This is a genomic window from Nocardia sp. CDC160 (assembly GCF_035818795.1).
Classification (GTDB): domain Bacteria; phylum Actinomycetota; class Actinomycetes; order Mycobacteriales; family Mycobacteriaceae; genus Nocardia.
The window spans coordinates 921677-942237 of sequence record NZ_JAYKYT010000003.1; the positions used below are offsets into that span (position 1 = coordinate 921677).

The 20561-nt window shown below is 68.3% G+C and carries 20 protein-coding genes and 1 pseudogene; 14 read left to right on the forward strand and 7 right to left on the reverse strand.

Annotated features, from left to right (window positions below; all coding sequences use genetic code 11):
- Positions 1-81: 81 nt before the first annotated feature.
- Positions 82-936: a PHP domain-containing protein gene (locus tag VMT40_RS18885; RefSeq protein WP_326359653.1), complete on the reverse strand. Its 855-nt coding sequence runs from the start codon at positions 934-936 to the stop codon at positions 82-84.
- Positions 937-998: 62 nt separating this feature from the next.
- Between VMT40_RS18885 and corA the strand changes: the two genes are divergently transcribed.
- Both corA and VMT40_RS18895 read left to right on the forward strand, forming a co-directional pair.
- Positions 999-2075 carry a magnesium/cobalt transporter CorA gene (corA, locus tag VMT40_RS18890; RefSeq protein ID WP_442790009.1) on the forward strand — a complete coding sequence of 359 codons (1077 nt, stop codon included), beginning with the start codon at positions 999-1001 and terminating at the stop codon, positions 2073-2075.
- 145 nt (positions 2076-2220) lie between these two features.
- Positions 2221-3777 carry an alpha/beta hydrolase gene (locus tag VMT40_RS18895; protein ID WP_326359654.1) on the forward strand — a complete coding sequence of 519 codons (1557 nt, stop codon included), beginning with the start codon at positions 2221-2223 and terminating at the stop codon, positions 3775-3777.
- Between the two features lie 59 nt (positions 3778-3836).
- Here VMT40_RS18895 and VMT40_RS18900 read toward each other — a convergent pair whose 3' ends face one another.
- The 3 genes from VMT40_RS18900 to VMT40_RS18910 are packed head-to-tail and all read right to left on the reverse strand — an operon-like array spanning position 3837 to position 5871.
- Positions 3837-4412 (reverse strand): suppressor of fused domain protein, encoded by a 576-nt coding sequence (locus VMT40_RS18900; protein ID WP_326359655.1) that lies wholly within the window; start codon positions 4410-4412, stop codon positions 3837-3839.
- A gap of 4 nt (positions 4413-4416) precedes the next feature.
- Positions 4417-4908, reverse strand: coding sequence for a general stress protein (locus VMT40_RS18905; RefSeq protein WP_326306512.1), 492 nt, complete (start codon positions 4906-4908; stop codon positions 4417-4419).
- A 12-nt stretch (positions 4909-4920) separates the two neighbouring features.
- Complete coding sequence (locus VMT40_RS18910) at positions 4921-5871, reverse strand: HpcH/HpaI aldolase/citrate lyase family protein (RefSeq protein WP_326359656.1); 951 nt, start codon at positions 5869-5871, stop codon at positions 4921-4923.
- An 87-nt stretch (positions 5872-5958) separates the two neighbouring features.
- Between VMT40_RS18910 and VMT40_RS18915 the strand changes: the two genes are divergently transcribed.
- From VMT40_RS18915 to VMT40_RS18955, 9 genes and pseudogenes are all read left to right on the forward strand, one after another.
- The gene (locus VMT40_RS18915; protein ID WP_326359657.1) at positions 5959-7284 is read left to right on the forward strand and encodes a magnesium transporter MgtE N-terminal domain-containing protein; all 1326 of its coding nucleotides are present in this window, start codon (positions 5959-5961) and stop codon (positions 7282-7284) included.
- Positions 7281-7868: a DUF1003 domain-containing protein gene (locus tag VMT40_RS18920; RefSeq protein WP_326359659.1), complete on the forward strand. Its 588-nt coding sequence runs from the start codon at positions 7281-7283 to the stop codon at positions 7866-7868. The genes VMT40_RS18915 and VMT40_RS18920 overlap by 4 nt, the downstream gene beginning before the upstream one ends.
- A 156-nt stretch (positions 7869-8024) precedes the next feature.
- Positions 8025-9455 carry a lytic transglycosylase domain-containing protein gene (locus VMT40_RS18925; RefSeq protein ID WP_326359661.1) on the forward strand — a complete coding sequence of 477 codons (1431 nt, stop codon included), beginning with the start codon at positions 8025-8027 and terminating at the stop codon, positions 9453-9455.
- Between the two features lie 187 nt (positions 9456-9642).
- Positions 9643-10509 carry a lytic transglycosylase domain-containing protein gene (locus VMT40_RS18930; protein WP_442790010.1) on the forward strand — a complete coding sequence of 289 codons (867 nt, stop codon included), beginning with the start codon at positions 9643-9645 and terminating at the stop codon, positions 10507-10509.
- Positions 10510-10579: 70 nt separating this feature from the next.
- On the forward strand, positions 10580-11716 hold the full coding sequence (locus tag VMT40_RS18935; protein ID WP_326359663.1) for an Mrp/NBP35 family ATP-binding protein: 1137 nt from the start codon (positions 10580-10582) through the stop codon (positions 11714-11716).
- A gap of 201 nt (positions 11717-11917) precedes the next feature.
- A pseudogene (locus tag VMT40_RS18940) lies at positions 11918-12223 on the forward strand (DivIVA domain-containing protein); the annotation flags it as partial.
- A gap of 260 nt (positions 12224-12483) precedes the next feature.
- Positions 12484-13077 (forward strand): DNA-3-methyladenine glycosylase I, encoded by a 594-nt coding sequence (locus VMT40_RS18945; RefSeq protein ID WP_326359664.1) that lies wholly within the window; start codon positions 12484-12486, stop codon positions 13075-13077.
- Between the two features lie 164 nt (positions 13078-13241).
- The gene (locus VMT40_RS18950; RefSeq protein WP_326306505.1) at positions 13242-13409 is read left to right on the forward strand and encodes a DUF3117 domain-containing protein; all 168 of its coding nucleotides are present in this window, start codon (positions 13242-13244) and stop codon (positions 13407-13409) included.
- Positions 13410-13424: 15 nt separating this feature from the next.
- The gene (locus VMT40_RS18955; RefSeq protein WP_326359665.1) at positions 13425-14576 is read left to right on the forward strand and encodes a methyltransferase domain-containing protein; all 1152 of its coding nucleotides are present in this window, start codon (positions 13425-13427) and stop codon (positions 14574-14576) included.
- An 18-nt stretch (positions 14577-14594) separates the two neighbouring features.
- Here VMT40_RS18955 and VMT40_RS18960 read toward each other — a convergent pair whose 3' ends face one another.
- Complete coding sequence (locus VMT40_RS18960; RefSeq protein WP_326359666.1) at positions 14595-15491, reverse strand: LysR family transcriptional regulator; 897 nt, start codon at positions 15489-15491, stop codon at positions 14595-14597.
- Between the two features lie 69 nt (positions 15492-15560).
- On the opposite strand from VMT40_RS18960, the gene VMT40_RS18965 reads away from it, so the two are divergent.
- Positions 15561-16085 (forward strand): GNAT family N-acetyltransferase, encoded by a 525-nt coding sequence (locus VMT40_RS18965; protein ID WP_326359667.1) that lies wholly within the window; start codon positions 15561-15563, stop codon positions 16083-16085.
- 13 nt (positions 16086-16098) lie between these two features.
- Here the strand turns inward: VMT40_RS18965 and glgA are convergent, their stop codons facing one another.
- Entirely contained in the window at positions 16099-17268 is a 1170-nt protein-coding gene (glgA, locus tag VMT40_RS18970) for a glycogen synthase (RefSeq protein WP_326360254.1), read from the reverse strand.
- A 147-nt stretch (positions 17269-17415) separates the two neighbouring features.
- On the opposite strand from glgA, the gene glgC reads away from it, so the two are divergent.
- The gene (glgC, locus tag VMT40_RS18975; RefSeq protein ID WP_326359669.1) at positions 17416-18630 is read left to right on the forward strand and encodes a glucose-1-phosphate adenylyltransferase; all 1215 of its coding nucleotides are present in this window, start codon (positions 17416-17418) and stop codon (positions 18628-18630) included.
- A 144-nt stretch (positions 18631-18774) separates the two neighbouring features.
- The gene (locus tag VMT40_RS18980; RefSeq protein WP_326359670.1) at positions 18775-19959 is read left to right on the forward strand and encodes a DUF7373 family lipoprotein; all 1185 of its coding nucleotides are present in this window, start codon (positions 18775-18777) and stop codon (positions 19957-19959) included.
- A gap of 54 nt (positions 19960-20013) precedes the next feature.
- Here VMT40_RS18980 and VMT40_RS18985 read toward each other — a convergent pair whose 3' ends face one another.
- Complete coding sequence (locus tag VMT40_RS18985; RefSeq protein WP_326359671.1) at positions 20014-20517, reverse strand: hypothetical protein; 504 nt, start codon at positions 20515-20517, stop codon at positions 20014-20016.
- Between the last annotated feature and the right edge of the window lie 44 nt (positions 20518-20561).

Consider the following 20561-nt stretch of genomic DNA (forward strand, 5'->3'; position numbering starts at 1 on the left):
GTGGCCGCCAGTACCGCGGTGCCCCCCGCGACGATTCCGCTCAGACCCCGGATCACCCTCATGCCGCGCCCAACCGACCGGTCATGCCGTGATCACCGGAACCCCCGTTGCTTTGCCCACGATTTCCTCGAATTGCGTTGGGTCGGTGGTGAATTCACCGAGCTGAATGGTCTTGTTCGTGCCGTGGTAGTCCGAGGAGCCGGTGGTCAGCAAACCCAGCTCGGCGGCCAGGTCGGCCAGAATCGCGCGATCGGCGGCGTTGTGGTCGGGGTGGTCGAGTTCCAAACCGCCCAGCCCGATCTCGGCCAGCGCGCGAATATCGTCGAGGGCCAGCAGGCGGCCACGCTTACGGGCCCGGGCGTGCGCCACCACGCTCACCCCGCCCGCCGAGGCCACCATTTCCACCGCGCGCCGCAGCGGCGTGTCGGCCTTCTCGACGTAGTAGCGGCCGTGCGGGGCGAGCAGATCCTGGAAGGCCGCGTCGACCGTCGGCACCACGCCCGCCCGCACCAGCGCCCGCGCGAGATGCGGGCGACCCGCGGACAGACCGACCGAGGCCATCACCTCGTCCGGATCGATGGGCAGCCCGTCGGCGGCCATCTGCTCGGCCATGGACCGCAGCCGCACCACGCGCTCGGCGCGCAGCCGCTCACGCTCCTGGGCGAACGACTCGTCCTCGGGATCGAACAGGTAGGCCAGCAGGTGCACCGGCACCGGGTACCCGTCCTCCCCCAAACCCACACAGGACATCTCCATGCCCCGCACCAGTGTCAGCCCCGGCGGCAGCGCGGCCACCGCCTCCGCCCAGCCGGAGGTGGTGTCGTGGTCGGTGAGGGCCACCACGTCGAGGCCCGCGGCGGCGGCCTTCGCGATCAGTTCGGCCGGGGTGTCCGTGCCGTCGGACGCGGTGGAATGGGTGTGGAGATCGATACGCACGCCCCCTATATTGCCTGCGCCGTGGACGATCACCGGGTGTCGGGACGATTAGCATCGCTGATGTGTCCTCGAATTCGCCGCTGTCCTCCCTCCACTGGCCCGGGCGGTCCGGTCCGGCACCGGACGCGTCGAAGCCCGCGCGGCAGGGCCGGATCGTCGATTGCGGGGTGTATGTCGACGGGCGGCGGCTGTGGGAGCAGTGCACGTACAAGAACGCGCTGGCGGAGGTTCGCGAACGCAAGGAAGGCTTCGTCTGGCTCGGCCTGCTCGAACCCGGCGTCGAGCTGATGTCGGATGTGGCGCAGACCTTCGGATTGCATTCGCTCGCCGTCGAAGACGCGGTGAAGGCGCACCAGCGCCCCAAGCTCGAGCGCTACGACGACATCCTGTTCCTGGTCCTGCGCACCGTGCGGTATCACGAGCACGAACTCAACTCCGTCGCCGAGATCGTGGACACCGGCGAGATCATGGTCTTCGTCGGACCGGACTTCGCCATTACCGTGCGGCACGGCGACCACACCGAATTGGCCGGTGTCCGAAAGGATCTGGAGTCCGACCCGCAGCAGCTGGCACTCGGGCCCGGCGCGGTCCTGCACGCGGTCGCCGACCGGGTGGTCGACTCGTACGTGAGCGTGACCGCCGCCATCGAGGAGGACGTGGACGCCATGGAGGAGGCGGTCTTCACCCCGACCACCAAGCTCCGGATCGAAGCCATCTATCAGCTCAAACGCGAAGTGGTGGAACTGCGCCGGGCGGTGAAGCCGCTGCAACTGCCGCTGCAGGTCCTCACCCACGACACGACTTTGCCACTGCCCAAGGAGATTCGGCGCTACCTGCGCGACGTCACCGATCACCACACGGCGGTGACCGAGCAGATCCTCGACTTCAACGAATCCCTCTCGGCCCTCATCAATGCCGCGCTGGCGAAGGTGAGCGTGCAGCAGAACACCGATATGCGCAAGATCTCCGCCTACGCCGCCATGGCCGCGGTGCCGACCATGATCGCGGGCGTCTACGGCATGAATTTCGAGCACATGCCGGAACTTTCGTGGACCTACGGCTATCCGGTCGTGATCGTGCTCATGGTGGGTCTGTGCGCGCTGCTGTACGCGAACTTCCATCGCAACAACTGGTTGTGAGCACCCCGCCCCACCAGGGGCGTTGCTGAGCGCCTCGACGCGCGGCCCGCCGCGTTGCTATGAATTCCGAGTGCTCGCGATGAGGAACTCACCGGTTCGACGCCGGATCGGTTGGTGTACAGCGATATTCGGACTGCTCCTGGCCATGCCCGTGCCCGTCTCGGCGGATGCGACCGTCGACCCCTACGTCGACGCGCTCGCGGAGGCGGTCCCGACCCCGACGCTGCAATGGACCGACTGCGATTCCGGATTCTCCTGCGCCACAGCGCGAGTACCCCTGGATTACGCACACCCCGCAGACCGTTCCATCGATCTGGCGCTGATCAAACTCCCCGCCACCGATCCGGCCCACCGCATCGGCACCCTCTTCGTCAATTTCGGCGGCCCCGGCCGCTCCGGGGTGGACCGCCTGCGGCAGCGCGCGCACTGGCCGTGGCTGTTCTCCGACGCCCTGCGCGAGCGCTTCGATCTGGTGTCCTGGGACACCCGCGGCGTCGCGAACAGCGCACCGGTGCACTGCTTTCCGGACGCGACCGTGCAAGGGCAGTTCTTCGCCACCTATCCGGCCATGCCCGGCACGCCCGGCACCGAAGCGCCGTTCTTCGCCGCCGCCAAGACCCTCGCCGACAACTGCGCCCAGCGCGCGGCCGACCTGCTGCCGCACCTGTCCACCGAGAACACCGCCCGCGACCTGGATCTCCTGCGCCGGGCCGTCGGCGACGACAAGCTGACCTATCACGGGATGTCGTACGGCACGTATCTGGGCGCGTTGTACGCCAACATGTTTCCCGGCCGGGTGCGCGCCATGGCCTTGGACGGGTCGATGGACTTCCGCGGCAATGCCTTCGGGCCGGTGAACACCGACCTGCCCCTCGACACCCGCCAGGATGTCGCGACCGGCATCGCGGGCACCTTCGACGCCATGCTCGATGCCTGCGTGGCGGCCGGTCCCGGATGCGCCTTCTCCGAGGGGAATCCGCGCGAGAAGTGGCAGCGGATACTCGAACGCGTTCGGCGCGAACCGATCTCGTGGGACGGCAAGCGCTACGACTACGGCACCGTGGTCGCGGCGGCGGGCGAGCTGTCCAATCCGGCCGCCTGGTCGCGGGTCGCCGCCACCCTCCAGCAGCTCTACGACCTGCGCGAGACGCCCTACCTGCCGACCGACGTCCTCGCCGAGGCCGCGGCGCTGGTGCGTCAGGACGCCGAGATCGGCACCGGCAGCGCCGAAGGCCTGGGCGGCACCGGCGCGAACACCTACGACGACAACTACACCGAGGCCTTCTACGGCACCCAGTGCGCCGACAGCACGGTGCCGCGCGACGAGCGCCGCTACAGCGCGCTCGCGACGAGCGAGGACCAGCGGGTGCCCGTATTCGGCCGCCTGGGCGTCTTCGACACCCTGTCCTGCGCCTACTGGCCGCAGTCGGCCGTTCACCCCTACACCGGCCCGCTGAACCGCCCCACGGCCCCGATCCTGATCATCAACAGCCGCAACGACCCCGCGACACCGCTGGCCGGAGCAGCCTCGGGCGCAGCGGAATTGGCGAACGCCCACCTCCTTGTCGTGGAGGGCGCGGGCCACACCAGCATGTACGTCCACAGCACCTGCGCGGAGGCAGCCAAGCGCGAATACCTCACCGCGGGAACGCTTCCGGCCGCCGGGGCGACCTGCGCAATCGACGGCAACCCCTTCAGCTAGATCCTTCTCCTCCAGCACCCCTCGGCCCGCCCCCTCTCACCGGGGCTGGGGCGGGGGCGTCAGAGCTGAGCGGCGGAGCGGGCGGGGTCGCGGATGTCGATGCCCGCCTCGGCCCAGGCCTCGCGGAGCGCCGCCGCGCCGCGAATGCGGACCCAGGCGGCCTCGGTGGCCGTGATCGGGACGACCGTCAGAAACCGCACGGCCTCGGCGGGTTCCGGCAGATCCACCGCCGGAATCTCGCTGTCGCCCAGCAGCACCGCCGTGAAGGGTGCGTTGGCCCACAAGGGTTCTCCGAGGTCGAGCAGCGCATCCGCCTGCAGCACAACGCCTTCCACCGACGGAGCCGCCACCAGCACGCCCAAGGTGCGGGTGAGCCCCGACCCCGCGCCCACGCCGCCGCGCAGGGTCAGCACCAGTTCCGCGCGCGGCCCGCGCACCGGATCGGCCAGCGCGGCGGCCGGATCCGTCATGGGGTGCCGGGAGCCGCCCAGCGTCGCGTAATGCACGAATTCGCCGTCGGGGATGCGCAGGATGTCGATGGGCTCGAGGCCCAGGAACGTCACCGACGCCGCGTCCGCGGATTCCACACCGAAATGACCGAGCACCCCGGCTCGGACCTTGTCCAGAACATTCATGAATTCAGATGGCCAACCTGGCGAGCATGTCCCGCGCCTGTTCGGCGGTCTTGGGATCGCACAGCACGTCGTAGCGTCCGGCCACCAACTGCATGGTGGACGCGAAGTCACGCTGGCCGCGGGTGGCCGCGTACGGGATGGTCGCGGAGATGAGTCCGAAGATGATGCCGCCGACCAGACCCACCACCAGCGGGCCGATGGCCCCGCCCGAGGTGAACATGCTCAGCAGCAGGCCCAGGAACAGGCCCAGCCAGGCGCCCGAAACCATGCCGCCGCCAATGACTTTGCCCCAGGTCAGCCGGTACAGCACGCGCTCGACCTGCATGAGGTCCACGCCGACGATGGTCACGCCCTCCACCGGGAACTGGTTGTCGGCCAGATAGTCGACCGCCCGCTGCGCCTCCGCATAGGTCGGGTAGGAGCCGATCGGCCAGCCCGACGGTGGCGTCGGGAGGCCCGGGCGGCCCCGGTTCGCATTCCCCATGGGATTAGTCATGACTCCATCATGCTAGTTCGCGTCCACCTTCGGTGCCTCGAAACGCGTGGTTCGCACCATTCCGGCGGCGCGCCCCTTATCCGCTATGACCTGCGCCATTTTCGCACTCGCCTCGTCGATCATCTCGTCGCCCAGCATGACCGCGCCGCGCGCCCCGCCGTCGACCGAGGTGTGGAAGGCGTACGCGTCGAGAATCTCCTCGGCCCGGTCGTAATCGCTCTGACGTGGGCTGAAGATCTCGTTGCAGGCGGTGATCTGATCCGGGTGCAAGACCCATTTGCCGTCGAAACCCAGTGCGGCCGTACGTGATGCGTTGCGGCGGAATCCGTCGATGTCGCGCACCGCCAGGTACGGCCCGTCGATGGCTTGCAGGCCGTGTGCCCGCGCCGCGAGCAAGATCGTCATATAGATGTGGTGATAAGCGTCACCCGGCTCGTAGCCCTCGGGCTGCTCGCCCACCACCAGCGTCCGCATATTGATCGAGGCCATGAAGTCGGCGGGCCCGAACACCAGCGTCTGCACGCGCGGGCTCGCGGTGGCGATGGCGTCGATATTGCGCAGCCCGAGCGCGTTCTCGATCTGCGGCTCGATCCCGATCCGACCGACCGGCAGGCCATTGGCCTTCTCCAGTTGCGTCAGCAGCAGATCCAGGGCCCGCACCTGCCCGGCGTCGATCACCTTCGGCAGCAGGATGGCGTCCAGCTCGGAGCCCGCGCCCTCCACCACCGTGATGACATCGGCGTAGGTGTACTCGGTGCTCCAATCGTTGACCCGCACAACGCGAATCTGGGCACCCCAGCCCCCGGAGTTCAACGCCGCCACGATATTCGCCCGCGCCGCCGCCTTGGCCGCGGGCGCGACCGCGTCCTCGAGGTCCAGGAACACCTCGTCGGCGGCCAATCCCTTGGCCTTCTCGATCATGCGCGGGTTGCTGCCGGGCACCGCCAAGACGGATCGGCGCACCCGAGTATTCGGCCGGCTGATGTCATGAGTCACTCCTTCACGTGGCGCGACATTTCGGACGCGTTCGACCCACTAGCCTTATCAAACATGGCAGCGACGAAGGTTTTCGCCGCCCGGTTGGCGGGCTTGGTAGTACTGGGACCGGACGGCGAGTCTATCGGCCGCCTCCGCGACATAGTGATTTCGATACGGTACGACCGGCAGCAGCCCCGGGTCCTGGGCATCCTGGTCGAACTGCCAACCCGCAAGCGCATTTTCGTGCCCATGCTGCGCGTACAGGCCATCGAGCCGGGCGCGATCACCCTCACCACCGGGACCATCAGCGTGCGCCGCTTCGAACAGCGCCCCGGCGAGTTGCTGGCCGTCGCGCAGATTCTCGACTCCACGGTCCGGGTCGCCGATCCCGAGCTGCCGCAGCTGGCCGACGCCGACGTGGTGGTGGTCGACCTCGGCATCGAGCAGGGCCGCACCCGCGACTGGGTGGTCTCGCGCGTCGCGGTGCGCGAACGTCGCCGCCTCGGCGTGGGTTTCGGTCGGCGCGGCGCGGTGCACGTGGTCGACTGGGCGCAGGTGCGCGGCCTCACCCAGACCGAACTCAACCTGCCCGGCCAGGACGTCACCCAGCTGCTCGAGCAGTTCGAGGGCATGCGGCCCGCCGACGTCGCGCACATGCTGCGCGAACTGCCGCGCAAGCGCCGCATCGAGGTGGCCTCGGCCTTCGACGACGAGCGCCTCGCCGACGTGGTCCAGGAGCTGCCCGAGAACGACCAGGTCGAACTGCTCGAACAGCTCGGCGTGGAACGCGCCGCCGACCTGCTCGAGGCCATGGACCCCGACGACGCCGCCGACCTGCTGGGCGAGCTGCCCGCGGGCGAGGCGGAATCGCTGCTGGCACTGATGGATCCGGAGGACTCCGAGCCGGTGCGCCGCCTGCTCGAGCACGCGCCCTACACCGCCGGTGGTCTGATGACCCCGGACGCGGTGGTGCTCACCGCCTCGACGACGGTCGCCGAGGCGCTGGCCCGCATTCGCGATCCCGAGCTGACCCCGGCGCTGGCGTCCATGGCGTTCGTGGTGCGCCCGCCCACCGCCACACCGACCGGTCGCTATCTCGGTTGTGTGCACTTCCAACAACTTTTGCGGGAGCCGCCCGCGAACCTGGTCGGCGGCATTGTCGACACCGATCTGGTGCAATTGCGGCCCGATGCGCCCCTCACCGCGGTGACCCGATATTTCGCCACCTACAACCTGGTGTGCGGACCGGTGGTGGACGCGGAGAATCATCTCTTGGGAGCCGTCACCGTCGATGACGTGCTCGACCACCTGCTGCCCGAGGATTGGCGCGAGCAGGACGAAGATCAACACGATGTGCACGGCTTGCCCGTGGTCGAGGGGACGGGAGGCCGCGCATGAGCGAACGGCTCGAGAAACTCAGCGCCCGCCAGCGTTTGGAGACCCCGGTCGAGAGTCGCTTCCGCGGCCTGGACTGGGACGCCGAGGCCATGGCCCGCACCAGCGAACAGATCGCGCGCTTCCTGGGCACCGGCCGCTACCTGGTGATCCAGACCGTCATCGTGGCGGTGTGGATCCTGCTCAATGTCTTCGCCGTCAGCCTGCAGTGGGACCCGTACCCGTTCATCCTGCTGAATCTGGCCTTCTCCACCCAGGCCGCCTACGCCGCGCCGCTGATCCTGCTGGCGCAGAACCGGCAGGACAATCGCGACCGCGTGTCGCTGGAGGAGGACCGGACCCGGGCGGCCCAGACGAAGGCCGACACGGAATTCCTGGCACGGGAATTGGCCGCGGTGCGGCTGGCCGTGGGCGAGGTCGCCACGCGCGACTACGTGCGCAGGGAACTGGACGACATCAAGGAAACCCTGGTCAGATTGGAGAAACTGGCCGTCGGCGGCGAGGTCGTCAAGGTCAAGAAAACCAAGAAGAGTACCGATCGAAAGGCCCCCGAGGTCGCAAATTTGGCACAAAATGATGGCGACTGACCACTGAAGTTGTACCGAACGAGCTGACTCATGGGTAACCTGGATCACGTTGTTCCGAGCGACCGACCCAGACACTGCCGCAGTATGAGTGTCACTACCGGGCACCGGCCGCACGACTGAGGGGATTGTGTGGTGGCGAAGAGAATATCTGCACCGGTGACAGCGTCGGCGCTCTTGATCGCGGGCCTGGTCACCGCCGGTTCGACCACCAACACGACCGTTCACACCGCGGCTCCGCAGGCCGCGCCGGACGCGTTGCTATCGGCCGCCCAGGCCCACAACGCGAGCCTCGCGACCTCCGCCGACACGCCCTCGGATCAGACCGTGGGCCTGGTTCCGGCGGCCCCGGAGGCTCCCCGCAAACTCAGCGCAATGACCCCGCCCGCGGACGGCAATCCGCTCTTCGGCGGCACCGTCCCGCTGCAGGACATCGCGCTGCCCGGCGGCAACGGCGTACTCGGCATTCCCGAGATCGTGCTGGCGGCCTACCGCAATGCCGAACTGGCGCTGCAGTCCTCGGACCCGAACTGCCACCTGCCCTGGTACCTGCTGGCCGGAATCGGCCGCATCGAGTCCAATCACGCCAACAATGGCCGCACCGACGCCGCGGGCACCACCGTCACGCCCATCTACGGCCCGGCCCTGGACGGGACACTGCCGGGCAACGAGATCATCAAGGCCGCCGACGGCAGCTATGTGCGCGCCATCGGGCCCATGCAGTTCCTGCCCAGCACCTGGTCGGTGTACGCCGCCAATGGAAAGGGCAGCGGCACACCGGATCCCAACAATGTCTTCGACGCCGCGCTGGCGGCGGGCAAGTACCTGTGCTCGGGCGGCATGGACCTGTCCGATCCGCAGCAGCAGCTGCGGGCCGTGCTGCGCTACAACAACTCGGTCTCCTACGCGGCCAATGTGCTCAGCTGGGCCAATGCCTACAAGACCGGCGGCACGCCGCAGCAGGTGAGCATTTCGCCGGATCTGGTGGGCAATAACTACGTTCCGGTCAGCGGCCCGGACATCACGGTGGCCTCCACCCAGATTCCGGCCACCACCGAGCCGGAGACCACGACCCAGCCGGTCACCACCACGCCCACGCCGACCCAGGTGATGATCACCATCCCGGGTCTGCCGCCGATCCCGTGCGGCATTTTCTGCCCGGCCCCCGCGCAGCCCGCGAATCCCTGTGAGCAGGCGGCGGTTCCGGCACAGCCGGATCAGAAGCTGCCCGAGAGCGGTCAGCCCGGCGAGCAGGTGCTCGGGTCCGACGGTCAGCCGATCATGACCGCCGAGGGCAAGCCGATCATCTTCGGCCCCGACGGCAAGCCGATGGTCAAGGATCAGACGGCCGCCGGGTGCAGCACCCAGGCGGGGCAACAGGATCCGAAGCAGGACCAGCCCCAGCAGGCGGTCCAGCAACCGCAGGATCAGCAAATCGTCACCCCGACCAAGACGCCCGAAGCCGAGCCGATGGCACCCGCGGAGAACACCCCGGAGACCGCGGACACCACCACTCCGGCCCCGGGCATCACGCTGCCGTTCGGCATTACGATCCCGCTGCCCGCTCCGGCCCCCGCGCCCGCTCCGTAACGAATGTGTGATTCGCGAGTTTCGGAGCGCCGCTCCGGAACTCGTGTTTCGCGACGTTTTGACTAGGGATTCCTTCTAAACCTGAGAGTTGGTCACGAAGGGGTAACGGGAAGGTCTCGGATAAGGTAACGTGGCCCTCACTGCATCACCCCGGTATCAACCGATGGCAATGGAGGGTCACCACACAGTGGGTCGTCACCGTAAACCCCCGGTCCTGAAAGTTCGCCGTGGATCGGTCATCGCATTAACCGGGCTGGTGCCCGCTGGTCTGGCCACAGTTACCGGAGCGGGCGACGGGAGCATCGCCGACAAACTGACAGCGACTGTCCAGCAACAACTGTCGAACGACGGCGACGAGCAGCTACCCAGACCGGAGGCGGCCCTACCCGCCGCCGCCCCCGAACCGCTGCTGCACGAGGCCAAACAGGTTGCGCCCGTGGGTCCGCCGGAAGTCAAGACCGTCACCCAGCCCGAAGGCCGGGTTCCCTCGGCGCGTCCCGCCGGACCGCTCGGCATGCCGGGCGTGGCCTACGACGCCTACCAGAACGCGGAAAAGGTTCTGGCGGTGGAGAATCCGACCTGCAATATGCCGTGGAACCTGCTCGCCGGAATCGGCCGGGTCGAATCCACCCACGGCTTCGGCAAGATCGACGACAACGGCTACCCGCTGCAGAACGTCTACGGACCGGTCCTGGACGGAAGTCTGTACGGCAACAACGTGATCGCCACCTCCGACGGCGGCGACCTCGACGGTCTGTCCGGCAGCTACCGCCGTGCCGTGGGCCCCATGCAGTTCCTGCCCGAGACCTGGCGCAAGTACGCGGCCGACGGCAATGGCGACGGCATCGCCGACCCGCAGAACATCTACGACGCCACGCTCACCGCGGGCAAGTACCTCTGCGAGGGCGGGCTCGACATGCGCGATCCGGGCCAGCAGACCCGGGCCATCCTCCGCTACAACAACTCCATGGCCTACGTCGCGAACGTCATGGCGTGGGAAACCGCCTACGGCTCCGGCATCTCGCCCTCGGCGGCTGCGCTGCCCCGGATCTGAGGGCTCTCCCCCGGATCTGAGGCTCTCCCCCGCATCGGAGGTCCGTCGCGGCCGCTCCTAGACTGGCCGCATGCCAGTGGTAACGGAATCGGATGTGCGGGGCGCGCTCGCGAAGGTGAACGACCCGGAGATCCGGAAACCGATCACCGAACTGGGCATGGTGAAGAGCGTCGAGGTCGGCGCGGATAGCAGTGTCCACGTTGTGATCTACCTGACGACGTCGGCGTGCCCGATGAAAACCGCCATCCAGGAACGGGTCACGAAGGCCGTGGCCGATGTGGCCGGGGTCGGCGCGATCACCGTCGAGCTCGACGTCATGAACGACGAGCAGCGCACCGAACTGCGCCGCAAGCTGCGCGGCGACGCCGCCGAACCGGTCATCCCGTTCGCCCAGCCCGGCTCGCTGACCCGCGTGTACGCGGTCGCCTCCGGCAAGGGTGGCGTCGGAAAGTCTTCCGTCACCGTGAATCTCGCGGCCGCCATGGCCGCCAAGGGCCTCTCGGTCGGTGTCCTCGACGCGGACATCTACGGCCACTCCGTGCCGCGCATGCTGGGCACCGATCAGCGCCCCACCCAGGTCGAGCGCATGATCATGCCGCCCATCGCGCACGACGTGAAGGTCATCTCGATCTCCATGTTCACCCAGGGCAACACGCCCGTGGTGTGGCGCGGCCCGATGCTGCACCGCGCGCTGCAGCAGTTCCTGGCCGACGTCTTCTGGGGCGACCTCGACATCCTGCTGCTGGACCTGCCGCCCGGCACCGGCGACGTGGCCATCTCGCTGGCCCAGCTCATCCCGAACGCGGAGATCCTGGTCGTCACCACCCCGCAGCTGGCCGCCGCCGAGGTGGCCGAACGCGCGGGCTCCATCGCCCTGCAGACCCGCCAGCGCATTGCCGGTGTCATCGAGAACATGTCCTGGCTGGACCTGCCCGACGGCTCCCGCATGGAGCTCTACGGCTCCGGCGGCGGCCAGACCGTGGCGGAGAACCTGACCCGGGCGATCGGCGCGAATGTGCCGCTGCTGGGCCAGATCCCGATCGAGCAGCAGCTGCGCGAAGCGGGCGACGAAGGCACCCCGATCGTCCTACGCGCCCCCGACAGCGCCTCCGGCAAGGCCCTGCTGGAAATTGCCGACAAGCTGGCGGTCCGCCGCCGCGGTCTCGCGGGCATGTCCCTCAGCATCGACACCACCCGCCATTTGTAAAGGCGACAACTGATTTCGCACCCGAGGGGGTAACTCGTCGGGTACGTCCAGAATCGGGTTGGCTCCCATCCGCCAGCACGGGTTGCCAACGGGCGACGGCTCTCAGCCGCCCGCCAAAGGCTCGGAGAGGCGGGTTGGAGGGCCGGTTTCCGCCAGGGGCTAGGGCGGTCGCGGGCGCGCGCTCCGCCTAAGCTCGGACGCATGCTCACGATGCTGCTGTACGTGCTGATCGTCGGATTGGTGGCCGCGCTGCTGTTCCTGGTGGCCAGTGCGATCTTCGGGCGGTCCGAGGAGCTCGGGCCGCTACCGGAGGGGACGACCGTCACCGTGCTGCCCGCGACGGGCATCAGCGGCTGCGATGTGCGGGCGCTGCGCTTCCAGCAGGTCTTCCGCGGCTACAAGGCGGGCGAGGTGGATTGGGCGCTGACCCGCCTCGCGGCCCGCATCGACGAACTCGAGGCCCAGTTGGCCCAGGCGAGCGCCGGGGGGACCGCACCCGCGACCGCGACTCAACCCACGGCGGGGCAAGCGGGAACCGCGACGAATCCCGAGACCACGGTGGGCGGTCCGCTGGCCGGGGTCGCGGGCGCACCGTCGCCCAACGGCGCCGCGCAGCCCATGGCACGCGGCATCGGCGACACGCCCCAGCCACGCCGGGTCGGGTCCGACGGTGAGGCCCCCATCCCCCAGGTGCTCCCCGGCGAACATCCGGGGCCTTCCGGGAATGCGGCCGCCCCGGCCGAGCGCGGCGAGGAACCGGGTGCGCGATGAGCCCGGATTCGTCGGCTGCGAAGGTCGAAACGAACGGCGACGGCCGGATTCGCTGCGGCTGGTCGGAGGGCTCCCAGCTTTATCGGGATTACCACGATCTGGAGTGGGGACAACCGCTCCACGGTGATGACGCGCTTTTCGAACGAATGTGCCTGGAGGCGTTTCAGTCGGGTTTGGCGTGGATCACGATTTTGCGGAAGCGGCCCGCGTTCCGGACGGCATTCGAGGGGTTCTCGATCGAACGGGTCGCGGAGTTCGGTGAGGCGGATGTGGAACGCCTCATGGCGGATCCGGGCATTGTTCGCAATCGTGCCAAAATACTGGCCAGCGTCCACAATGCGCGGGTTGCCCGGGACCTCGGGGAGAGCCTCGACACCCTGCTCTGGTCCTACGCTCCGGCCCCGCGCAAACGGCCCCGGAGCCTGTCCGATGTGCCCGCTGTCACCGCCGAATCCACCGCTCTCGCAAAAGAACTCAAGCGGCGCGGGTTCAAATTCGTGGGGCCCACGACCGCCTACGCACTCATGCAGGCGACGGGGATGGTAGACGATCACATCGCCGATTGCTGGGTGAATGTGAGTACTCGCTGAACGCCACGACGGTCGGTTTTTGGAACTCAGGTACCCGCCCCGATCCGCGATAGGGAAGAATGGGCATGGTGCGGCCCGCCACATACGGCGGGCTGCCTGGTTGGTGACAACTGGAGTTCCATGAAAGTGCGCAGCAGACCGCGCAGATCTGGAGGGAGCAGAGGATGGCGGCCATGAAGCCCCGCACCGGGGACGGTCCCCTCGAGGCAACCAAGGAAGGGCGTGGAATCGTCATGCGGGTTCCACTCGAGGGTGGCGGGCGTCTGGTCGTCGAGCTCACCCCGGACGAGGCCGCGGCGCTCGGCAAAGAACTCACCGAAGTCACCAGTTAGCACCCTGACCTGCCCGTGCCGGTGAGCCGCCGCACCGAACCGGTGAACCGGCTCACCGGCACCTCGGTGAAGACAACCCGATCCTCTCTCGGCCCGGCCGAGCCCTCCCCCGCGGAGCGGCTGTTGGCCTGCGCCGATCTACTGGCCTGCCCGCAGTGCGGCCATCCTCTGGCATGCCCCGTCGCCGACCAACCCGTCGGCGACGCTCCCGTACGTGCCCTGCGCTGCCCCCACGGACACAGCTTCGACCTGGCCAAACAGGGCTACGTCAGCCTCCTCACCGGCGCCTCCACCAAAATGACCGGCGACACCCCGGCCATGCTCGACGCCCGCGCCGCCTTCCAATCCGCGGGCCACTTCGCACCCATCGCCGAGGCCCTGGCCGAAACCGTCGCGGAATCCGCACCACCACACTCCGACACAGCAGTATTCGGAGACACAGCAGTATTCGGAGCGGAGTCGCCCGCGGCTGCCATCACGACCGCGCACACCGGAATCGCCACTCCCGGACGATCCGTCGCCGCATCCTCCGCGGCACGCCTCACGGCAACGTTGTTGGCCGCGGACTCGGTCCCGACAGCTGTCTCCGGGTCGGCGCTGCCGAGTGTCCTCGAGATCGGGGCGGGGACCGGGTATTACCTGGCGGCGGTGTTGGATGCGGTCACGGGGGCCAGGGGGATCGCGGTGGATGTGTCGAAGGCGGCGGCGCGGCGGGCGGCGCGGGCGCATGGGCGGGCCGGGTCGGTGTTGGCGGATGCGTGGCGGGGGTTGCCGGTTCGGGACGGGGTGGTGGATGTGGTGGTGTGCGTGTTCGCGCCGCGGAATGCGGAGGAGGTGGCGCGGGTGTTGCGGCCGGGTGGGCGGTTCGTGGTGGTGACGCCTACCGCGCGGCATTTGCGGGAGCTCATCGGGCCGCTCGGGATGGTGAGTGTGGACGAGGGCAAGCAGGATCGGCTGGCGGAGTCGCTCGGGGGGCGGTTCGAGTTGGTCGAGCGGGACTCGGTCGAGTACGCGATGCGGCTTTCCCGCGAGGATGTGGCGAATGTCGTCGGCATGGGTCCGTCGGCGTTCCACGCGGCCGAGCGGAGGCGGGAAGCGATTGCGGCGCTGCCCGATCCGATGTCGGTGACCGCGTCGGTCACGGTGTCGGTGTATCGGCCGCGCTGAATCCGGTATCCGGCCGGGCTATTCGCGGGATCGGTTCGGGAGTAGCTCGAGCAGGTTGTGCACGATGGGGCGGTCGTCGCCTGCGCGGGTGGCGAGGTAGATCGTGGTGTCGGCGTCGGTGTCGGTGACCGGGATGATGCGGACCGAGGCCGGGGCGGTGAAGGTGGCGCTGCGCGGGGCGATGGTGACGCCCAGACCTGCGGCGACCAGGTACAGGATGATCGTCCAGTTGGTGGCCTCCTGGACGATTCGGGGACGGCGACCCGATTCCAACAGCGGGGACAGGTTCTTCTCGTGGGCGAGTCCACCGGCCGCGCGGGGGAAGAAGACCAGCGGATTGTCGGCGAGTTCCGCGCCGGTGATCGAATCCCGTTCGGCCAGTGGATGATCGGCGGGCAGGACCGCCATGAACGGCTCGGTCATCAGGGGCACGGTGCCGGTGCCCGGCAGCGAGTCCGGATCGCGCACGATGGCCATGTCCAGGGTGCCGCTGGCGAGGCGTTCCATCAGGTGGCTGGTGAAACCCTCCACCAAATCCACATCGACCAGCGGATACCGATCACGGAATTCGCGGACCCCGCGCAGGGGTTCGAGCGGCAGCACCGAGGGCACGAAGCCCAGGTGCAGCGTGCCCTGGCTGCCCCGACCGATGCGGGTGACCTCGGCGAGGTCGCGATCCGCGTGTCCGAGCAGCGCGATGGCGCGGTCACGCAGCACGGCACCGGCCGGGGTGAGGGCGACCGTGCGCGAGGTGCGGTCGAAAAGCCGGGTCTCGAGCAGGGATTCGAGTCGTTGGATCTGCTGGGTCAGCGCGGGCTGGGCGATGTGCAACCGCGCGGCGGCCCGGCCGAAATGCAGTTCGTCGGCGACGGCCAGGAAATAGCGCAGGTGCCGTAGCTCCACCCCGGGGTTCATAAGTTGATCATATCGATCACAGTTATCAAGTATTGGACGTTATGGTTCGATGTCCGACATGCTTTCGGGGTGACTCAGCAGACGGAAGCCCGCACCCCCGAAGCCGAAGCGATCGTGGCCACGGCCGAGGCAATCGTTGTCGCGCCCATGTCCTCGCCCGCCGACGCCCGCGCCTTCAAAGACCTCAATATGGAGTGGATCGAGAAGTTCTTCTCGGTCGAGCCCGCCGACCGCGTCACCCTCGACCATCCGCAGGACATCGTCGACGGCGGCGGCGAGGTGCTGATCGCCCGCATCGACGGCGAGGCGGTCGGCTGCGTGGCCCTCGTCCAGGAGCACCCGGGCGTCTTCGAGCTGTCGAAAATGGCGGTGTCGCCGCGTTTTCAGGGCCGCGGCATCGGCCGGGTCATCCTGGCCGAGGCCATCGAGCGGGTTCGCGCTCTGGGCGCGAAGGAGTTGTTCCTGGCCAGCAATGCCCGGCTGGCCCCCGCCGTGCACCTCTACGAGTCCATCGGTTTCGTGCACGTCCCGCCGTCGGAGCTGCCGCCCAGCCCCTACGACCGCGCCGACGTGTTCATGCGCTATCCCCTCTGACGGGCGCGCTCGGCTAGCCCTTGCGGACCCGGTCGTAGATGCTCGCCGTCTGAGCCGCGATCCGGTTCCAGTCGAACGCGCCGATCGCCCGGTCGCGGCCCGCCGCACCCATCGCGGCGGCCGTGACCGGGTCGGCGGCAACCACATTCACGGCCCGCGCCAGCGCCCGCTCGTAGTCCCGGGGCGCGGTCTCGTCGTAGTGGACCAGTCGCCCGGTCTCCCCGTGCACCACCACCTCGGGAATCCCGCCCACGTCCGAGGCCACCACCGCGGTCCCGCACGCCATGGCCTCCAGATTCACGATGCCCAGCGGCTCGTACACCGACGGGCACACGAAAACCGTTGCGGCCGCGAGCACCTGGCGCACCAGCTCGGTGGGCAGCATCTCCTTGATCCAGAACACGCCGTCCCGCTCGGCCCGCAGCGCGCGCACCGCGGACGCCACCTCGGCCTCCATGGCGGGCGTATCGGCGGCCCCGGCGAGCAGCACCAACTGGATGTCCGGATCCAGATGCCGGGCGGCGGCCAGCAGATGCGAGACGCCCTTCTGCCGCGTGATGCGCCCGACGAACGCCGCGATGGGCCGCTCCCGCGAGACGCCCAGCTCACCCAGCACATCCCGCACGCCGGGCACGGGCCCGCCGGGATGCCAGACGTCGGCGTCGATGCCGTTGTGCACCACATGGACTTTCGCCGGATCGATGTCCGGGTAGGCGGACAACACGTCGGCGCGCATGCCCTCGCTCACCGCGATCACGGCGTCGGCGTAGGTCACGGCATTGTGTTCCGACCAGGACGAGAGCCGGTATCCCCCGCCCAGCTGCTCGGCCTTCCAGGGTCGTCGCGGTTCCAGCGAATGCGCGGTCAGCACATGCGGAATCCCGTACAGCTGCGCGGCCAGGTGCCCGGCCAGCCCGGTGTACCAGGTGTGCGAGTGCACCACATCGGCGAAGCTCGCCGCATCGGCCATGCGCAGCTGCGCCGACATCATCTGCAGCGCGGAATTGGCGGCGTAGAGCATCGGATCCGGTTGATGCACCACGGCATCCGTGCGCACCACACCCATGCAGTGCACGGTGACATCGCACAGCTGCTGTAGTCGCGGCACCAGTTCGGTGACATGCACGCCCGCCCCGCCGTACACCTCGGGAGGGTATTCGCGGGTCATCATGGCCACTCGCAGTCCGCGAGTTCCGTCCGCGGCGTAACTCACGGGTTCAAACTAGACGTTAGCCCGGCGGCTAACCAATCGACGGGGCTGCCAAGATCGCGATGAACACGGCACATGCTGGACATTCGGGGTTCGCTCGCACCCGGTAGTTTCAAGGGTGTGAGGAGCCAGCCGCACGTACTCGGGATCGTGCTCGCCGGTGGCGAGGGCAAGCGACTCTTCCCGCTCACCAAGGACCGCGCCAAGCCCGCGGTTCCCTTCGGCGGCGCCTACCGCCTCATCGACTTCGTCCTGTCGAATCTGGTCAATGCGGGGTATCTGCGCATTTGTGTGCTGACGCAGTACAAGTCGCATTCGCTGGACCGTCACATCTCCCAGACCTGGCGACTATCCGGATTCGGCGGCGAGTACATCACCCCGGTTCCGGCGCAGCAGCGGCTCGGCCCACGCTGGTACACCGGCAGCGCCGACGCCATCATGCAATCGCTGAACCTGATCTACGACGAGGACCCCGAGTACATCGTGGTGTTCGGCGCGGACCACGTGTACCGGATGGATCCCGAGCAGATGGTGCAGGCGCACATCGAGTCCGGGGCGGGCGTCACCGTGGCCGGAATCCGGGTGCCGCGCAGCAGCGCCAGCGCCTTCGGCTGCATCGATTCCGATGAATCCGGCCGCATCATCGGCTTTCTGGAGAAGCCCGTGCACCCGCCGGGCACCCCCGACGACCCGAACGTGACCTTCGCGTCCATGGGTAACTACGTGTTCACCACCAAGGTCCTGGTGGACGCCATCCGCGCCGACGCCGACGACAACGACTCCGACCACGACATGGGCGGCGACATCATTCCGGGCCTGGTGCGCTCGGGCGCGGCCGCGGTCTACGACTTCTCGACCAATATCGTGCCCGGCACCACCGACCGCGCCCGCGGCTACTGGCGCGATGTCGGGACCCTCGACGCCTTCTACGAGGCGCACATGGATCTGGTGTCGGTGGACCCGGTCTTCGATCTCTACAACAAGCATTGGCCGATTCGCGGTGCGGCCGAGAACCTTCCGCCCGCCAAGTTCGGCCGCGGTGGCCTGGCCCAGGAGTCCATCGTGGGCGCGGGCAGCATTCTGTCGGCGGCCACGGTGCGCAATTCGGTGCTGTTCTCGAATGTGATGGTGGAGGACGGGGCGACGGTGGAGGGCAGCGTGCTCATGCCCGGCACCCGCATCGGCCGCGGCGCGGTGGTGCGTCACGCCATTCTGGACAAGAACGTGGTGGTCTCCGAGGGCGAGATCATCGGCGTGGATCTGGATCGCGACCGTGAGCGTTTCGCGGTCAGCAATGGTGGGGTGGTAACCGTCGGCAAGGGCGTCTGGGTATAGGGCGTCCGGGTGTAGCCCAAAGGGTGCCCGCGTTAACAACCCGCCCAGCCGACACGGATAAGGGTGGACAGTCCGCCGATATCGGTCGGAAAATCTTGTGCATCTGGAGCGCCGCCGCACCCGGGCCGCGCGGGAGGGATCATCATGGGCCATCCGGCACGTGTCGCTACCGCCATCACCTGCCTCGCACTGACCGCCCTACTCGCCGGATGCGGCAAGTCCGGCACCGCCGTGCCCGGCGAAATGGATGTCCGCACCCTCGACACCGGGACGTATCCGGTGAATCGCTACACCTACGACAGCAACAACGGCGGCAAGGGCAACACCCTCGAGGGCATGCGCATGGCCGCGGCCGTCGCGCCGACGGTGAACGTCGACTCCTCCCTGAACATCGGCCGCGGCGGCGTGGTGCTGTCCACGGTCGACGATGTGGTGAACGTCAGCCACCTGTCCAGCGCGGTCAAGAATGTGCTGAGCAATCGCGGCTTCATCACCGGCTACGCGGCCAGCGGGTCGGATCGCACCGATATCAACGATCAGCCGGATCCCAAGGGCACCACCATCACCACCCGGGTGCTGCGCTTCCCCACCGTCGACAGCGCCAAGCTGGCGGCCCGGGAGCTCGAGGACGCCGACTTCAATGTGGCGCTGAACGTGAACCAGAAGCTCACGCTGCCGGACTATCCGGACGCGTACGCGCACTGGCGGCCGGGCGTGCCGAACATCGGTGTCACCATGGCGCGCAAGGACTTCGTGATCTCCCTGTTCATCATTCGGCCCAGCGCCGATCAGAAGGACCTGCTGTCCTGGGCCAAGAAGACCCTGGACGCGGATGTCCCCATGGTGGACGCGTTTCAGGAGACCCCGGCCGACAAGATCGCCGGGCTTCCGGTGGATCCCGATCGCATGCTGGCCCGCACGCTGGTGTCCGACCGCGACAACCTGACCCCGGACCAGGACAATTTCGCGGTGTTCCCGGGCAACTGGCAGGTCCTGTTCGCCGATGACATGGGCTACTGGGTCAAGCTGGTGGCCGATACCGGAGCCGACGAAACCGCCTCCGCCGACGGCAATTTCGTGACGCGGGTCCGCGACGCCAAGGCGGGCGAGGACTATGTGACCCGCATGATCAGCAATCTGCAGGAGACCGCGGCGCCCGCGCCGGACAAGGTGCCCGACACCAAGTGCGTACACCGGCAGTCGGACAAGACGCCCAGCCGCTGCTACGTGCGCTACAAGCGCTACGTGGGCGTGGTGGGCGGCACCAGCGACTCCGACGCGCAGAAGAAGGCGGCGGCACAGTACGCGCTGCTGGCCAACAGTCTCTAGCGAATCAGGCTGCGCAGCAGTGCAATCCGAGTGAGTCGAGAACGACGCGGGGGCTCAGAAACGGACGGTCTCCGCGTCCAGGACCCGCCACGCGGCGGGCCTGGTCGACGGAAGACGCCGCGCCCCATGCTGGACCGGCTGCCCGTCTTCGCAACCATCGCACTCGGATTCGTCTGCGGGCCAGTCGCTTTCAACGCTATCCGGTCTCACGACGGGCGTGCGCCGCGACAGCGCGTGACCCGTGCGGGTGAATCCGCTGCGCGGTGAGCTGTCGTCGCGGAACCAGTAGTCGCGAAAACCGAACGGCTGCAGCAGCGCCCGCAGGAAGGCCGCGCCCTCGCTCGGCGGCACGGTGCGGTGCTCGCCGAGAATGTCGACGCCCTGGTGATACCAGACGCGGGCGACCAGCCCTTCCACCGGATCGACCGCTCGGAAGGTGGCGTGCCCCTCCGCGGTCAGCCGGAATTCGGCAATGCGCCGCCACTGCGCCGCTTCCCGCGCACCCGGCCCGGCCTCGCGGAAATACAACCCGACCACGGCCGGGATCCGCTGCCCCATGGGAACCCCCACTCGTCGAACCACTCCGGTGGAGTAACCGCCCA

Coding starts and splice junctions, on each gene's coding strand:
- VMT40_RS18945 (WP_326359664.1), top strand. CDS start 12,484: ATGAGCCCGGATTCGTCGGCTGCGAAGGTCGAAACGAACGGCGACGGC.
- VMT40_RS18920 (WP_326359659.1), top strand. CDS start 7,281: ATGAGCGAACGGCTCGAGAAACTCAGCGCCCGCCAGCGTTTGGAGACC.
- VMT40_RS18935 (WP_326359663.1), top strand. CDS start 10,580: ATGCCAGTGGTAACGGAATCGGATGTGCGGGGCGCGCTCGCGAAGGTG.
- VMT40_RS18980 (WP_326359670.1), top strand. CDS start 18,775: ATGGGCCATCCGGCACGTGTCGCTACCGCCATCACCTGCCTCGCACTG.
- VMT40_RS18950 (WP_326306505.1), top strand. CDS start 13,242: ATGGCGGCCATGAAGCCCCGCACCGGGGACGGTCCCCTCGAGGCAACC.
- VMT40_RS18905 (WP_326306512.1), bottom strand. CDS start 4,908: ATGACTAATCCCATGGGGAATGCGAACCGGGGCCGCCCGGGCCTCCCG.
- VMT40_RS18960 (WP_326359666.1), bottom strand. CDS start 15,491: ATGAACCCCGGGGTGGAGCTACGGCACCTGCGCTATTTCCTGGCCGTC.
- VMT40_RS18900 (WP_326359655.1), bottom strand. CDS start 4,412: ATGAATGTTCTGGACAAGGTCCGAGCCGGGGTGCTCGGTCATTTCGGT.
- VMT40_RS18915 (WP_326359657.1), top strand. CDS start 5,959: ATGGCAGCGACGAAGGTTTTCGCCGCCCGGTTGGCGGGCTTGGTAGTA.
- VMT40_RS18895 (WP_326359654.1), top strand. CDS start 2,221: ATGCCCGTGCCCGTCTCGGCGGATGCGACCGTCGACCCCTACGTCGAC.
- VMT40_RS18985 (WP_326359671.1), bottom strand. CDS start 20,517: ATGGGGCAGCGGATCCCGGCCGTGGTCGGGTTGTATTTCCGCGAGGCC.